Consider the following 15,040-nt stretch of genomic DNA (forward strand, 5'->3'; position numbering starts at 1 on the left):
AGGGAGGGGTCATGGGATTGGCCCTGACCGAGCTTACGGTCTCGCATTTTCGGTCTCATAAGCTGGCGCGCCTGTCGCTGGACGGGAGGCCGGTTGCGATTCACGGGCCCAATGGAGCGGGCAAGACTAATATTCTGGAAGCGGTTTCTTTGTTTTCGCCCGGTCGTGGTATGCGTCGGGCAAGCGCGGCTGAGATGACACGACGGCCCGAGGCGTTGGGGTGGAAGCTGTCGGGGATATTGGATACGCAGGGGCAGCGTTACGAGGTGGAAACCTGGTCCGAGGGTGGCGCGGCGCGGCAGGTTCGGATTGACGAAAAAACCTCGAGCCAGATCGAGCTGGGGAAACTGGCGCGGGTTGTTTGGCTGATCCCTTCGATGGACCGGCTTTGGATTGAAGGAGCCGAAGGGCGACGGCGATTTCTGGACCGTATCGCGCTGAGTTTCGACCCAGCCCATGCCGAAGCGTCTTTGACTTATGAAAAAGCTATGCGCGAGCGGAACCGTTTGCTGAAAGAGCAGGTGCGGGATGCCCATTGGTACGCGGCCCTGGAGGGTCAGATGGCGGAGTCCGGGCATCGCATACATGCCGCTCGCGTTGCGGCGCTGGATTATTTGCGCGCCGCGCAGGATCGGGCGGAGACGGCTTTTCCGTCAGCTGAGTTGGAATTGGTCCAGACAGAAGGTGCGATGCCTCAGACAGCAGAGGATTTGCGTGACGCGTTAAACGAGAGCCGCTTCCGGGATCTGGCGGCGGGGCGGACTTTGGTAGGGCCGCATCGGTCAGACCTGTATGGGGTGTTCGCTGCAAAGGGCGTTCCGGCCAAGGATTGTTCGACCGGCGAGCAGAAGGCGTTGCTTGTGTCTTTGATATTGTCCAACGCGCGGGCATTGGCAGAGATGGTTGGGGCACCTCCGATTGTTCTGTTGGACGAAGTGGCCGCCCATCTGGACGCAGATCGGCGCGCGGCGCTTTATGATGAGATTTGCGCTCTGGGGGCTCAGGCCTGGATGACGGGCACCGGGCCTGAGTTGTTTACAGAACTGGGGGACCGGGCCCAGATGGTGGTTGTCACCGAAGGGGATGAGGGCTCGGTCGTGACTGCTTAGGCCGGTTCGCTGACTTTACGTTCCCACAGGAAACCGCGCATAACCTCGTCGACCGGTGTCTTGGCCATGTGGTTGACGTAGTTCGACATTGTTTTCTGAGCCAAGCCCAGCACCACATCCAGAACCGCACGGTGTGAATAGCCCGCGTCGAAAAACGCCTGCAACTGCTCCTCGGTCGGGTTGCCGCGTGTTTCCATCACTTGCAGAGTGAAGGTGCGCAGTGCCTCAAGCTTGGCCGAAGGCAGCGGAGTTTCATTGCGCAGTGCCTCGGTGATTTCGTCCGAGACTTTCATCATCTTGGCGATACCAGTGTGCGCTGGCACGCAGTAGTGACATTCATTTTCCACGTTGATGGTCTGCCAAACAACGGTTTTCTCATCATTGTCGAAATCGGTTTGCAAGAAGAGGCCATGCAGAACCTGATAACCTTCCAGGTGCTGCGGGCTTTCGGCCATCACCTTGTGCAAACCGGGCAAGCGACCAAACGCGGCCTGCGATTTTTCGAGAAGAGGTTTGGACCCTTCAGGGGCGGATTCGAGGTCGTGCGACGGAAAATTGGCCATGTCGGAACTCCTGTTTTGGCGCGATGAGTCGTATTTAGGGTTTATTGAGCGATCACTCAAGTATATATTTGAGTGAACGTTCAAGAATTGGTGATGTTGATGCCTCGGAAACCCGCATATGATCGTGATGCTCTGATTGCTAAAGCAAAGGACATCTTCTGGCGTCAGGGCTGGGCCGGGACGTCGCTGAAGGATCTGGAGCGGGAATTGAAACTAAAGCCCGGCAGTTTTTATGCGGCATTCGGCTCGAAGGACGCGCTCTATGCGCTGACAATAGAAAGCTACACACGGGAAGGCGTGGCACGCCTAAAGGCTTTGGCTGAAAAGTTGGGGCCAAAAGAGGCGTTGAAAGCGCAGCCCCGTTTGGTGATCGAAGCGGTCGAGAACCCGACGAAAGCCTGCATGTTGGCAAAGACATATGCGGAGTTGCAGGCGAAAGATCACGACCTTGCGGATCAGGCCGCGCGGCACATGACTGAGATGAAAGCGTGTTTTGCCGAGCTGTTCCGAAGCGCTCAGAATGCTGGTGAAATCCGGTCTGAACATGACCCGGATCGACTGGCGGCGCGGTATCAGTCGGACATTCTTGGATTGCGATTGTCTGCTGAGCGCAAGGATGTGGACGCAGATGAAATCGCTGCGGATATCGCCGCTGACATTGATCGCTTGTGAGACTGTAACCAGCAGGCAAAAAACGACCCTCGCAAACACAAAATCTTGGGGGATCGCGTGACATTCCCCACCAGAAAACGTATAAGTTACCAAAATAATATAGGTACTGACTGAATGTCCGAAGACGCACAGGCTCCTCAAGAATACGGCGCAGATTCCATCAAGGTTCTCAAAGGGTTGGAGGCTGTTCGAAAGCGCCCCGGCATGTATATCGGGGACACGGATGATGGCTCTGGTCTGCACCACATGGTGTATGAGGTGGTCGACAACGGGATCGATGAAGCCTTGGCGGGTCATGCTGACCATGTAACCGTAAAAATCCATGCGGATTCCAGCGTCTCGGTCAGTGATAACGGGCGCGGAATTCCGGTCGATATTCACCCGGAAGAAGGTGTTTCAGCGGCTGAAGTCATCATGACCCAACTGCACGCGGGCGGTAAGTTCGACAGCAACTCGTACAAGGTGTCGGGCGGTCTGCACGGTGTTGGCGTTTCAGTTGTGAACGCTCTTTCAGATTGGCTGGAATTGCGCATCTGGCGTGCGGGTAAGGAGCATGTCGCACGCTTTGAGGGTGGCGAGACAGCGGAACATCTGAAGGTCGTGGGTGAATGCGGCGATCGCACCGGGACCGAGGTGCGGTTTCTGGCCTCGACCAACACGTTTTCGAACCTCGAGTATTCGTTTGAAACGCTGGAAAAGCGTCTGCGCGAGCTTGCCTTCCTGAACTCAGGCGTACGGATCATCCTGATTGATGAACGCCCTGCTGAGCGGTTGGAAACCGAGTTGTTTTATGAAGGCGGCGTCAAGGAATTCGTCAAGTATCTCGACCGGTCCAAGACCCCGGCCATGCCCGAGCCGATCTATATCAAGGGCGAGCGTGACGACATCGGCGTTGAAATCGCGATGTGGTGGAATGACAGCTACCATGAGACGGTTCTGCCCTTCACCAACAACATCCCGCAGCGGGATGGTGGTACGCATGTCGCCGGTTTCCGGGGCGCTTTGACACGGACGATCAACAACTATGCGCAGTCCAGCGGGATCGCAAAGAAGGAAAAGGTCAGCTTTACAGGTGACGATGCACGTGAGGGTCTGACCTGCGTGCTGTCGGTGAAAGTGCCGGATCCGAAATTCTCGTCCCAGACTAAGGACAAGCTGGTTTCGTCCGAGGTGCGACCTGCGGTCGAAAGCCTGATGAATGAAAAGCTGGCTGAATGGTTCGAAGAGAACCCCAATGATGCCAAGGGTATCGTCGGCAAAATCATCGAGGCCGCTCTGGCCCGTGAGGCTGCCCGAAAGGCCCGTGAACTGACCCGCCGCAAGACGGCGATGGATGTGAACTATCTGGCCGGGAAGCTGAAAGATTGTTCGGAAAAAGACCCGTCCAAAACCGAAGTATTCCTGGTCGAGGGGGACTCGGCCGGAGGGTCGGCCCAAACGGGTCGAGATCGTCTGACTCAGGCTGTTCTGCCTTTGCGCGGGAAAATCCTGAACGTGGAACGCGCGCGGTTTGACCGGATGCTGTCGTCACAGGAAATCGGCAACCTGGTGATGGCGCTGGGCACGGGCATTGGCCGCGATGAGTTCAACATCGAAAAGCTGCGCTACCACAAGATCGTCATCATGACCGATGCCGACGTGGACGGTGCACACATCCGGACGCTGCTGCTGACCTTCTTCTACCGGCAAATGCCGGAACTGATCGAGGGTGGGTATCTCTATATCGCACAGCCACCGCTTTATAAGGTTTCACGAGGTAAATCAGAGGTTTACCTGAAGGATCAGGCGGCGCTGGACGACTATCTGATCAATCAGGGCGTCGAAGGGGCCGTGTTGAAGCTTGGCTCGGGTGAAGAAATCATCGGCCAAGACCTCACGCGTGTCGTGGACGAAGCGCGCCAGTTGAAACGTGTTCTGGACGCCTTCCCGACGCATTACCCGCGTCACATTCTGGAACAGGCAGCCGTTGCCGGTGCATTTGTGCCGGGTGCGGTTGATGCCGACCTGCAAGGCGTGGCCGACAAGGTTGCTGCTCGTCTTGACCTGATCGCGCTGGAATATGAACGCGGCTGGCAGGGCCGGATCACGCAGGACCACGGCATCCGTCTGGCCCGCATCCTGCGCGGCGTCGAAGAGGTCCGCACTCTGGACGGCCCCATGCTGCGCTCGGGTGAGGCGCGTAAGACCGGCAGTTTCACTCAAAGCCTGCAAGAGGTGTATAACACGCCAGCGACGCTGATCCGCCGTGACCGATCTCAGGTTATCCACGGCCCTCTGGACCTGCTGCGGGCCATTTTGGAAGAGGGTGAAAAGGGCTTGTCGCTGCAACGCTACAAAGGCCTCGGTGAGATGAACCCGGACCAGCTGTGGGAAACAACGCTTGACCCGGACGCCCGCACGCTGTTGCAGGTACGCGTCGATGACATGGTCGAGGCAGATGATCTGTTCACCAAGCTCATGGGCGACGTTGTCGAGCCGCGTCGGGAGTTCATCCAGAAAAACGCCCTGAGCGTGGAGAATCTTGATTTCTGACCGGTTGTAGGGGCGCCCATAGTTTTGCATTTCGCCTAAAGATTTGCATCTTTGGCCCAAAGCCTTGGGCGCAATAGCCACCCACTGATTTTCGAATTCAAAGCTAATTTCGCACAGTGCAAATTTTGGTTGGCCCAATGCTATGGTCGTGGCCCCCGTGAAGCTTGAGGACTGCTGCTTCCAGCCCAAAACGGACCTTCATCGTCGGGCTTTGCAAATCCCTAAATGCGGACTTTTGAGACTTTCGCTACGGTTGCTCCAAGGTCTGCTTTTCAAGCGCGTAGATAGGTTAGTTCAAGCGTGTCCGTTAGATCGCGCTGCTCAACGCTTTCAAAAATGATAGATGTTTCAATTCGGCTTATCTCTGCGCGCGAAGAAAACTTTTCTACGACCAACCGGTGCAGGTGGTTCGTATCACGGGTCACGACTTCGACAATCGCGTCAAAGCGCCCGCCAATCATTCGCCCTGCGCGGACCTCGGGGATTTTCAAGGCTTCTCTCAGAAATCCATCAAGTTCGGTCTTCTGATGTTCTGCCATCTGTATAAACAGCAATGCTTTGAGAGACAGACCCAGCCGGTCCAACCGGACGTCCGTATAGCTTCCTGCAATCAGGCCGCTCTCCTGTAGCCGCTTCAGCCGTTCATGCACACTTGAAGCCGCGAGACCGACCTCATGAGACAGCTCCTTGTTGGTCATCCGCGCATTCTTCGACAAGAGCGCCAAAATACGTTGATCTGTTCGGTCGATGTCCATTTTCACCCTTCTTTGCCGAAATCGTTTCGATAGATTTCTACTGGCACGAATAGTACACGTCATTCATGGAGCATTACAGAAACATCTTCTGAAAAGTGATGACTTTGACAAAACAATTGGGGCAATCGGCCATGGAGCTCACGGCCTTCTTCGCTTTCGCCTTCATCGCCTCGGTGACACCCGGGCCATCGAATGTCTTGCTGACAACTGTTGGCGCGCGGATGGGTATTTTGCGCGGCATGCCAGCCCTTCTGGGAACAGCAGTGGGCACGGGCCTCGTTCTGTTCATTGTTGGGTTCGGTCTGGGTTCGATCCTGCTGGAAAATGACATGGCTTTGTCGGTGCTGCGCACTGTGGGGATGGGTGCGATCCTCTGGCTTTCATGGATGATTGCAACCGCTCCGGTGACGGACAGTTCAAAACAAGACACCACGCAAGCATTAGGCTTTCTTCCTGCGTTCCTGCTTCAATGGTTGAACCCCAAGGCGTGGATTGTCTCGGTGTCAATTGTTGGGGCGTTCATGGCGGCAGAAGGGTCAGTCTTTGTGCAGGCGAGCACGCTCAGCGCCGTGTTCATTTCTGCTGCCATTCTGGGATGTTTCCCATGGCTTGCCAGCGGAGCTGCCCTGCGCAGGCTCTTGCAGAACCCGACGATTGCACGGCTCTTCAACTATGCCCTTGGCTTGAGCCTCGCCGCGTCCATGATCACAATTATCTAAGAAGGAACACAAACATGTTCGACACCAAGATTGCTATCATCGTCCGTGACGACCTCGCTGCTTGGCAGAAACTGAACGTCACCGCCTTCCTTATGAGTGGTATCACCGGGGCCAATCCCGACCTGATCGGCAATCCCTACGAGGACAGTGAAGGTAATAGGCATCTGCCGATGAGCGTTCAGCCTGTGATCATTTTGTCAGGCGCGGCCAACGTGCTGACCAATATCCGCAACCGGGCTCAAAGCAGGGGCGTGGACACAGTGGCTTACATCGAGGAGATGTTCGCCACAGGGCACGACGACGCCAACCGAGCGGTTTTTGCGGACCATGGACCAGACGAAGCCAATACTGTTGGCATCGCCCTACGGGCTGACAAGAAAATCGTAGACAAGATCATTAAGGGCACAAAGATGCATAAATGACTTATCCAAATCGCGCTGTTGATAATTCAGTTCATGCGACACTTCAGACGAAATAACGCTGTTTTCCGAAGACCGTTTAGACTACGGGTCAATTGGTTCAAGCGAGTCGTCAAAGTATTAGGCGCAGGCCAGACGTCAAATAGAACAACACTTCGGGATAGAGAACGTGATGTACAGGATTGCTGTGGTAGGCCGTGGCTTGATCGGTGGTGCAGCGGCGCGCCATTTGGCTGAAGGAATTGATGGCGTCGTTTGTATAGGACCTGATGAACCAGAGAACCGTGCCGATCACAGGGGCGTCTTTGCCAGCCATTACGATGAAGGTCGAATGACGCGCCATGTCGATCCGATGCCTGAATGGGCCAACACTGCTGGGAAATCGATTGAACGCTACAGAGAGTTGGAAGCTCGCAGCGGGATTAACTTCTATTCACCTGTTGGCTATCTAGGGCTTGGTGTTCCGGGCTCGCAATACAACGCCTTTTGCGCAGCTACGGGTGAGCAGAACGGAGTGCCGGTGGAACGACTAAACGCGGCGGAGATACGGAGTCGCTATCCTTATCTTTCGGTCCAGGATGACGCTGACGGCTTGGTCGAAACAAATGGTGCTGGATACATCAGCCCGCGTCGCATGGTTGAGGCGCAGACTCGCCTAGCTGAAAAGGCTGGCGCTACCTGCATCAGGCAAGCCGCGCGCAAGATATATGCTACCGCTAATGGCGTAGATATCGAGCTTTGGGATGGCTCCAACGTGATTGCTGAAAAGGCGCTAGTCGCCGCTGGAGCCTTCACCGCACCGTTGGGATTGAGCCCTGTAAACCTCGGGCTCACGACTTATGGGCGCACAGTTGTTCTGGTTCAAATCGAAGGCGAGGCTTCACGCGTCTTGCAAGATATGCCGACGATGATCGACACCAGCATCGGCGCCTATATCCTCCCTCCCATTCGCTATCCTGATGGAAAAAGTTACTTGAAAATTGGGGTTGGTGACACGTCGGACCCGCAGTTTGCTTCCCTAGAAGGGTTGCAAAACTGGTTCAAAGGCGAAGGTCTGGCTGCGAACCGAAACGATTTCACAGCGCGTCTAAAAGAACTCATCCCAGTTCTGGAAACCTGCCCGACATGGAAAACCGACACTTGTGCGGTTACCGCGACAAAGAGCGGGCTCCCAATTATTGACACTGTGCTGGACGACAAGATCGCAGTCGCTGTTGGAGGCTGCGGAAAAGGTGCAAAAGGGGCGGATGAATGGGGCCGTATCGCCGCGGGCGTTGTGCGCGGATTGCCCTGGTCGTCTGAGGTGCAGCAAAGCAAACTGACGCGCCCGCAATAATCTCCACAGCTCAGACAAGCGACGAGAAAACCCAAGCTGATGAAATACAGATTGCACAATCGCCTCGGCTCCGGCGGTTTCGTAATACAAGCCGCCCTTGCTGCTGCGAAGATTAATTTCGATTACGAACCTATGGTGTCGGTCCCAAATGCTCCTTTGGGTGCAAAAGTCGAAGGGTTGAATCCCTGGGGTCAAGTGCCGATCCTTGAACTGGAAGATGGAACCCGTTTGACCGAGGTCGCGGCCATTCTGGCACATCTTTCCTTTGTTGAACCATCCCTCCGACACGGCCCTGAGCTTTGGATTGATAACCATCCTATGTTCTTAAGGTGGTCAGTTTTTTTGTCTGTAAATGTTTATGAAGGTATTTTGCGCCGGAGTTATACTGATCGGTACTTCAGTGATGTCTCCTATGAGGGCGACCGTGCATCGATTGAAGCCTCAATCCGCAAAGCGGCTTGGGAAAGGATCCACGCGGCGTTCCAGTGTATCGAGACCGAAACATCAGATCACAAGTATCTCTTGAGCGACCGTCTGTCCCCCTGCGACATCTATCTTGCTATGCTTTACGCTTGGTACAACCAAAAGCCGGATCTCCCTAAATGCACCTGGATCACAACTCAGGTCGCCACGCACCCAGAGATCGGCCCGATCTGGGAGCAGAACTTCCACGACAGGTTAGACTTCAAGTGGCACGAGCTAAGAGTACGGGGTCTCAAATAATGTTATGTAATATCATTTTTTGTTTGCGAGTTTAGATTTGCTCGCGTACTCCCTTTGCAGCCCGCGCCACCGCTGCTCGCGTTGTCAATTTGGTGCTAGCTGAACTTCTGCAACCGCAACCCTAGGATTCATAGATGTCATTCGCAAAACAGCTCGCCTTTGCCTCTGCTTTGGCTTTGAGTTCCGTTGTGCCCGCCGTGGCCCAGCAGGACACACTTACCATTTCTGGTGGCTTTGGCCCCGACACCGAAGTGCCTGATCCCCGCGAAGGGTATAACGGCTGGATGTCGAACAGGCTGGGCGTTACCGAAACTCTGATGGGTCTCGATTACGATTTGAATCTCTACCCGCGCTTGGCAGAAAGCGTTGAACAGTCCTCGCCCACCACTTGGCGTGTCACGCTCCGCGATGATCTTACGTTCCACGACGGCACAGCTGTAACGGCTCAGGCCGTAGTTGATGCAATCACACCAATCTCGGAAGAAGGGGCAGCTGGACACAACAAACGGATTGCAAACCTTTTGGACCTCGCCGGGATGTCCGCAGACGGCGACAACGTTGTTGTATTCGAAACCAACAGCCCCAACTCTGCCTTCCCATGGACCTTGTCCGAACCCGGCATCGCAGTTCTGGGCGGCGCCTCTGATGAGTATCCGATCAACGGGACCGGCCCCTTTATCTTCAAAGAAGTGGTGCCGGACCAACTCTACCGCGTTGAAGCGGACGAAGACTTCCGCATGGGCACGCCTGCTTTGAAAGAGGTGAACGTTGTTTTCTCCGATGATCCGGGCACCCAGGCGCTCGCCTTTGAGGCAGGCGAGGTCGACATGGTCATGAACTACCCGGAAACCGATTTTGAGCGCATTCAGGAGGGAGGTTCGGTCGGCATGTCCGGTCCCACGGCACGCCTCTTTTTCTATACCGTGAACGCCAAAAGCGGTCCAATGTCGAACCCGTTGGTGCGCAAGGCCGTGTCGGTCGCGATTGATCGCCAAGGCATTGTGGATGCTGCCCTCTCTGGAGTTGCTGGCGTCCCGGCGGGCACCATGTTCCCCGAAGGCAAAGGCTGGGCCGCTGACATTCCGGCGGTCTACGATATGGCTCAAGCCGAGGCGCTGCTGGCCAAGGCCGGTGCTGTGAAACAGGGCGGCAGCTGGATGCTCGATGGTGAGCCGCTGGAAATCGATATTGTCACCTACTCCAGCCGGGCGTCCCTGGCGCCTACGGCAGAGCTCACGCAGGCCTTCCTGCAAGCTATTGGTATAAAATCAAATATCCGCGTTGGCGAATATGGAGCAAGCAATGATGCAATTGCCGCAGGTGAGGCCGACATGTTCTTGCAAGCATGGGTGATGACCCCTCAGGGTGATCCCGGCGCCGTACTCGAAACGCTTCTTAAAACCGATGGTGGCTCCAACGCAGGGGGTTACTCGAACCCTGAGCTGGACGCGCTCTTGGATGCAGGGCGCGCTAGCTTTGAGCAAGAAAAGCGCGAAGAGATTTACCGGAAAGTGCAAGAGATCATTGCCGCAGACACTGCGCTGATCCCGGTCTTTCACAAAAGCATGCTGGTCGTTTCGCGCCCGGGTCTGAGTGGCTTTGCCGTTCACCCAACGGAATTCTACTGGCTGACGCACGAGACCAAGTGGGAAGAATGACGCTTTCCGTTTCCGGCCTGAGCGTTCAGCGCTCAGGCCAAACCATTCTACATCCAACATCGTTAGACATTGAACCTCGGGACCGTATCGGCCTCGTGGGTGCGTCAGGATCTGGCAAGTCTACTTTGGGTCTTTCATTGATCGACGAATTGCGAGCCCAAGGGTATAGCGTCGCACATGTGCCACAAAGCCCGGACGAAGCTTTAGACCCGCTGCGAAGCATGGCCTTTCACTGGCGCGAGGCCGAACGTGCATTGGGGATGAGACCGGGCTCGGCTGACCAAAAGGGTCTCTTTTCTGCTCTCAATATAGCGCATGGCGACACCGGCAAACGACCATGGGGATGGAGCCGCGGCATGCAGCAGCGATTTGTCATCGCCATGGCTCTGATCGGAAAACCGGATCTGATTGTACTGGATGAACCAACATCGGCCCTCGACCCAGTGGTCGCAGCGGCATCTATGGACCTGTTGGCAAGATTTCTGACAGGGACCCAAACCGCGATGATCCTGATCACTCATGACCTCGGAATGGCTGTCAAACGCGTATCCAAGGTTTTGGTGATGGATGCCGGTCACCTTGTTGAAGCGGCCTCGACGGAGGAGCTATTGGATCGCCCGCAAAGCAGGGCCGCCAAATCTTTGGTGGCACACCGTAGTTGGATGTCCCTGCCGTGCTAGACGTAGAAAACGTATCGATCCGCCGTGGCGCAGCCACCACACTTCACGATGTCTCGCTAACACTGGCCTCCGGCAAAACGCTTGCTGTTGTCGGCGAAAGCGGGGCGGGGAAATCGACGCTTATTGGCGCGATCTTGGGTATCCTGAAGCCCGCGAAGGGCAGGATCACTTGGGACGGCAGGTCCGTATCACAAAGCCGCCCCGCACTGGTAATGCAAGAGCCGCGCTCGGCGTTCAATCCAGCTCTTTCGCTGATGCAATCGGTCAATGAGCCGCTGATTGCGCAAAAGACCAAGATGGATACCAGCCGCTTAGAACGGCTTTGCAAGGGTCTGGAATTACCCCTTGATGTGCTCGACCGGCGGCCCTCAGAGGTTTCCATCGGACAGGCGCAGCGCGTAGGTATCCTCCGTGCACTTATCGCCAAATCTCCGCTGATCCTGTTCGACGAACCCCTCTCCGCGTTGGATGCCGCCACACAGAAGCACACAGCGAGGTTGATCGCGGAGCTTCAAGCCGAAGAAGGCTTTGCGGCGCTGATCGTCACCCACGATCTGGGATATGCTTGCGCCTATGGCAACGACATCGCCGTCTTGCGCGAAGGACGGATCGAGGAGTTTGGCGACGCCAGTGCATTTGTTGCTTCCCCGAAAACGGAATACGGCCTGACGCTCAGGAACGCGGCTATCGCTCTCGGTGCTTTGGAGCTTTCAGCATGATCCGTATAATTCTCGGCCTGCTGCTAAGAGCTTTCGTGGTTCTGGGCGGCGCAGCCATCGCGACCTTCTCCCTCTTGTGGCACGCTCCAGGAGATCCCGCTTTGGCAATTGCACTGGCACGCTACGCTACAATCGTCCCACCTGATGTGATCGAGCAAATTCGCGCTGAGGTCGGGCTGGATCAAGGCTTCTGGCGCGCCTTTGTCGGATGGGTGCGGCCACTACTTGTAGGCGATTTTGGCAAGTCCTCTGTGACCGGGCAGGAAATCTGGCCACAACTGTGGACCGCTATCCGTTACACCGTGCCCTTGGCCTTTGCAGGATTACTGATCGGCCTGGTCATCTCTGTACCCCTAGCAATCATTGCTGCAAAAAAGCCAGGTGGATGGATCGACAGATTCGCCGTTGGCATTGCCTCGCTGGGTGTCGCAATTCCCGCCTTCTGGCTTGGGCTGTTGCTGATCCTGCTTTTCTCTGTCGAACTCGGATGGCTCCCAGCAATGGGCGCGCGCACACCAGCCCACATGATCCTCCCAGCTTTGACACTGGGTCTTGGCGTATCCGCATCGCTGACACGGATCATCCGCTCGGGCATTCTGGAGGCGCGCGAGAGCGCATTTTTGCCAGCGTTCCGGCGGCGCGGCGTATCCGAACGCACGATTGAACGTGACCATGTAGGCCCCCATGCCGCCATCCCAGTGATCACTGTGCTAGGCTTGGAGCTGGCTTTCCTGCTCGAAGGCGTGGTGGTGGTCGAGGTGATCTTTGGCCGCCCTGGTCTCGGCAGCTTTCTGGTCGAAGCAATCTTCTCTCGGGATTTCCCGAAGGTTCAGGCTGTTGTTCTTCTCACTGCCGTGGTTTTCGTTGTTGTCAACTTGCTGATCGATTTGGCCTATAGCCTGCTTGATCCCCGCATCGGAGGGCACGATGCGTAGCGTCATAATCCTCGCCCTGGTTTTTGTCGTGATTGCGGTCGCTGGCCCAATGTTTGCCCCGTTCGATCCGGCTGCTATCAACATTCCCAACAGGTTGAGTCCGCCTACATCAGAAAATTTGCTGGGTACTGACGCTCTCGGGCGGGACATCCTTTCACGGCTTCTCTACGGGGCGCGATGGTCATTGGGTTTGGCCTTCCTCATTTCCTTGCTGGGCCTGTTCATCGGCACTGTTATTGGCCTGATCGCTGCCTTGGGCGGCAAATGGCTGGATTGGGCCATGATGCGCGTTACCGACACTTTCCTCGCCTTCCCAGAGCTTGTCGCTGCTGTAGTGATCGCGGGTGTGCTGGGCTCCGGAACGGCTAGTCTGATCTTCGCGCTAAGCGTTGTTGGCTGGATGCGCTATGCCCGCGTTGCTCGCGGCATCGGGCTGTCACTTAAAACACGCGGCTATGTGGTTCAAGCAGGGCTGGCGGGGCTATCGCCACTCTATATCGCTCGCTGGCACTATTTGCCCTCGCTGGTGCCCTCACTCATTGTAGTTTGGACTGGTATGTTCGCCCGCGCAATCCTGGGCATCTCGACCCTGGGCTTTCTTGGTTTCGGAGTGCAGCCCCCTATGCCGGAATGGGGGACAATGCTCCTCGATGCACGCATCCACATGCGGTCGACACCGCTACAGATGGTGTGGCCGGGGTTGGCGGTCGTCGTCTGTGTCCTGTCAATTAATCTGGCGGGCGACGCGCTTCGGGACGCTTTGTCGAAAAAAGAGATTAGATGACAGCACACAGCCCTAAGCGGGCCTTTAATATCCAACTTTGCAATTCTAGTGTTGCGAGCAATGCGGGTCACAAAGGCATTGCAAGCTGAACGTTTTTGCTGAGCCTCGATCTCATGATCGACTGCCTATTGGTTCTATTTTCTTGCCTCTTCTGTTCGTCGTCCATGACCTTTCCGACCACGCGGCCCCGCAAAGCATAGCATTTCAAAAAGTGACGCAAAGGGTATCGTCCAGTAGGGCATAGTCTTTCTCCTTAACAAAGGTCGACAATGCTCACGCTGCCTGAACCCGTGGCCGAAACCCACGGACCACAACCGTAAAAACCTGTAAGAAACCCGTAAGAAGCTTGGGCAAGGCGAAGACTTTTGGCATGCTGGTGCTGTTGAACCCAGCAGTTCCCAATACCAAAATGAAAAATTGGACGTCTCTTTTTGCTCAGAAACTACGTTCCCATCGAATTGGCAGCGGTCGCCATGGCCGTATGACGCAAGAGGAACTGGCGATGATACTCAACGTAAGTGTTGACGCCATTAGCAAATATGAGCGCTCGCTGTCGTATATTCGTGGTGACCTTGAGTACCAACTGCAAGAAAAGCTCGGTTGGAGCTTAGAGGATGTGGTTGCTTGCCGAGCGGATTGGGAGGCCGGGCGACCACAGCATTCAGGGTCTGCCTATCGTTTGTTAAACAATCAGGAAGTGCTTAACGAATTCGGTGGCTCCTCGTCGGCGGTAACAGAAGCCGTGGCATGCATGGAGGTGGACCATGGAGATGGCTTACCCAGTGGGTTTTCAGCCGCTGATACGGTATGGCGAGACATACAAAAATCGGGCCTTTTGTCTGGACCCTATGTAATGCTTGGGTCGAAAATCGTTGGACACGTTGGCTTGATTTTTCCAAAGTCCGATCCCGAAGAACGTTTCTTTGAACTACTGTTCGATGAAGCGGAGCTTACACCGGATCATCTAAAACGTCCTTTGTTGCCAGGGGACTACTTTGCATACTGCCCGGCGATTTATGTTGCGCGTGGACATGAGAATGCGACTCGCTTGCTCCTCTCAGGTTTTGTTTCAGAGTTGGAAGAGCTTCTCGACAGAGAGATCTTTATTCGTGAGATTGGAGCAATCTCAGTGAACGGTCTTGGAACTCAATTGTGCGAGGATCTTGGCCTCAAGTTTCTTGGAGCTCACCAGAGATACACTGGTTTCGGGGTCTGGACTTTGCATTGCTCGGATCTAGCCAATTCAATTGTTGGGCGTCGAAGTGCTAAACTTCGAGATGCTTACCTAAATACACTCCCGCCAAGTTGACGCTGAAAGTTTCCAGTTCCGCTTCGGGTTGAAGTGCTCAACCAAACGAACTCGCGGTATTGCGAAGTATCCGAGCGACTTGGCTAGGAAGCTCACTTTCGTCATCTTGGGCAAAAACCGCATATGC

The 15,040-nt window shown here is 55.5% G+C and carries 15 protein-coding genes; 13 read left to right on the top strand and 2 right to left on the bottom strand.

Annotated features, from left to right (window positions below; all coding sequences use genetic code 11):
* Positions 1 to 11: 11 nt before the first annotated feature.
* Positions 12 to 1,109, top strand: coding sequence for a DNA replication/repair protein RecF (recF, locus tag GS636_RS19095; protein WP_171671663.1), 1,098 nt, complete (start codon positions 12 to 14; stop codon positions 1,107 to 1,109).
* Here the strand turns inward: recF and GS636_RS19100 are convergent.
* Positions 1,106 to 1,672: a carboxymuconolactone decarboxylase family protein gene (locus tag GS636_RS19100; protein WP_171671666.1), complete on the bottom strand. Its 567-nt coding sequence runs from the start codon at positions 1,670 to 1,672 to the stop codon at positions 1,106 to 1,108. The two genes, recF and GS636_RS19100, sit on opposite strands and share 4 nt — an antisense overlap.
* A gap of 99 nt (positions 1,673 to 1,771) precedes the next feature.
* Between GS636_RS19100 and GS636_RS19105 the strand changes: the two genes are divergently transcribed.
* Complete coding sequence (locus GS636_RS19105) at positions 1,772 to 2,344, top strand: TetR/AcrR family transcriptional regulator (protein WP_171671668.1); 573 nt, start codon at positions 1,772 to 1,774, stop codon at positions 2,342 to 2,344.
* 114 nt (positions 2,345 to 2,458) lie between these two features.
* Positions 2,459 to 4,876, top strand: coding sequence for a DNA topoisomerase (ATP-hydrolyzing) subunit B (gene gyrB / locus GS636_RS19110; protein ID WP_171671670.1), 2,418 nt, complete (start codon positions 2,459 to 2,461; stop codon positions 4,874 to 4,876).
* Positions 4,877 to 5,148: 272 nt separating this feature from the next.
* On the opposite strand, the gene GS636_RS19115 is transcribed toward gyrB, so the two are convergent.
* Complete coding sequence (locus tag GS636_RS19115) at positions 5,149 to 5,631, bottom strand: Lrp/AsnC family transcriptional regulator (protein WP_171671673.1); 483 nt, start codon at positions 5,629 to 5,631, stop codon at positions 5,149 to 5,151.
* 98 nt (positions 5,632 to 5,729) lie between these two features.
* On the opposite strand from GS636_RS19115, the gene GS636_RS19120 reads away from it, so the two are divergent.
* The 10 genes from GS636_RS19120 to GS636_RS19165 all read left to right on the top strand — a co-directional run bounded on the left by GS636_RS19120 (position 5,730) and on the right by GS636_RS19165 (position 14,913).
* A complete protein-coding gene (locus GS636_RS19120) occupies positions 5,730 to 6,350 on the top strand; it encodes a LysE family translocator (RefSeq protein ID WP_171671675.1) in 621 nt (206 codons plus the stop codon).
* 14 nt (positions 6,351 to 6,364) lie between these two features.
* Positions 6,365 to 6,772, top strand: a complete 408-nt coding sequence (locus GS636_RS19125) for a DUF2000 family protein (protein ID WP_171671677.1) — start codon at positions 6,365 to 6,367, stop codon at positions 6,770 to 6,772.
* Positions 6,773 to 6,941: 169 nt separating this feature from the next.
* Positions 6,942 to 8,105, top strand: a complete 1,164-nt coding sequence (locus GS636_RS19130) for an FAD-binding oxidoreductase (RefSeq protein ID WP_171671680.1) — start codon at positions 6,942 to 6,944, stop codon at positions 8,103 to 8,105.
* Between the two features lie 39 nt (positions 8,106 to 8,144).
* On the top strand, positions 8,145 to 8,828 hold the full coding sequence (locus GS636_RS19135) for a glutathione S-transferase family protein (protein ID WP_171671682.1): 684 nt from the start codon (positions 8,145 to 8,147) through the stop codon (positions 8,826 to 8,828).
* A gap of 134 nt (positions 8,829 to 8,962) precedes the next feature.
* A complete protein-coding gene (locus GS636_RS19140; protein WP_171671684.1) occupies positions 8,963 to 10,486 on the top strand; it encodes an ABC transporter substrate-binding protein in 1,524 nt (507 codons plus the stop codon).
* Positions 10,483 to 11,166, top strand: coding sequence for an ATP-binding cassette domain-containing protein (locus tag GS636_RS19145; protein ID WP_171671686.1), 684 nt, complete (start codon positions 10,483 to 10,485; stop codon positions 11,164 to 11,166). The genes GS636_RS19140 and GS636_RS19145 overlap by 4 nt, the downstream gene beginning before the upstream one ends.
* Entirely contained in the window at positions 11,160 to 11,885 is a 726-nt protein-coding gene (locus GS636_RS19150; protein ID WP_171671688.1) for an ATP-binding cassette domain-containing protein, read from the top strand. The genes GS636_RS19145 and GS636_RS19150 overlap by 7 nt, the downstream gene beginning before the upstream one ends.
* Entirely contained in the window at positions 11,882 to 12,820 is a 939-nt protein-coding gene (locus tag GS636_RS19155) for an ABC transporter permease (protein WP_171671691.1), read from the top strand. The genes GS636_RS19150 and GS636_RS19155 overlap by 4 nt, the downstream gene beginning before the upstream one ends.
* A complete protein-coding gene (locus GS636_RS19160; RefSeq protein ID WP_171671693.1) occupies positions 12,813 to 13,604 on the top strand; it encodes an ABC transporter permease in 792 nt (263 codons plus the stop codon). The genes GS636_RS19155 and GS636_RS19160 overlap by 8 nt, the downstream gene beginning before the upstream one ends.
* A 370-nt stretch (positions 13,605 to 13,974) precedes the next feature.
* On the top strand, positions 13,975 to 14,913 hold the full coding sequence (locus GS636_RS19165; RefSeq protein ID WP_171671695.1) for a helix-turn-helix domain-containing protein: 939 nt from the start codon (positions 13,975 to 13,977) through the stop codon (positions 14,911 to 14,913).
* Positions 14,914 to 15,040: the final 127 nt, after the last annotated feature.

It is taken from the genome of Ruegeria sp. HKCCD4884 (assembly GCF_013110855.1).
Taxonomy (GTDB): domain Bacteria; phylum Pseudomonadota; class Alphaproteobacteria; order Rhodobacterales; family Rhodobacteraceae; genus Ruegeria.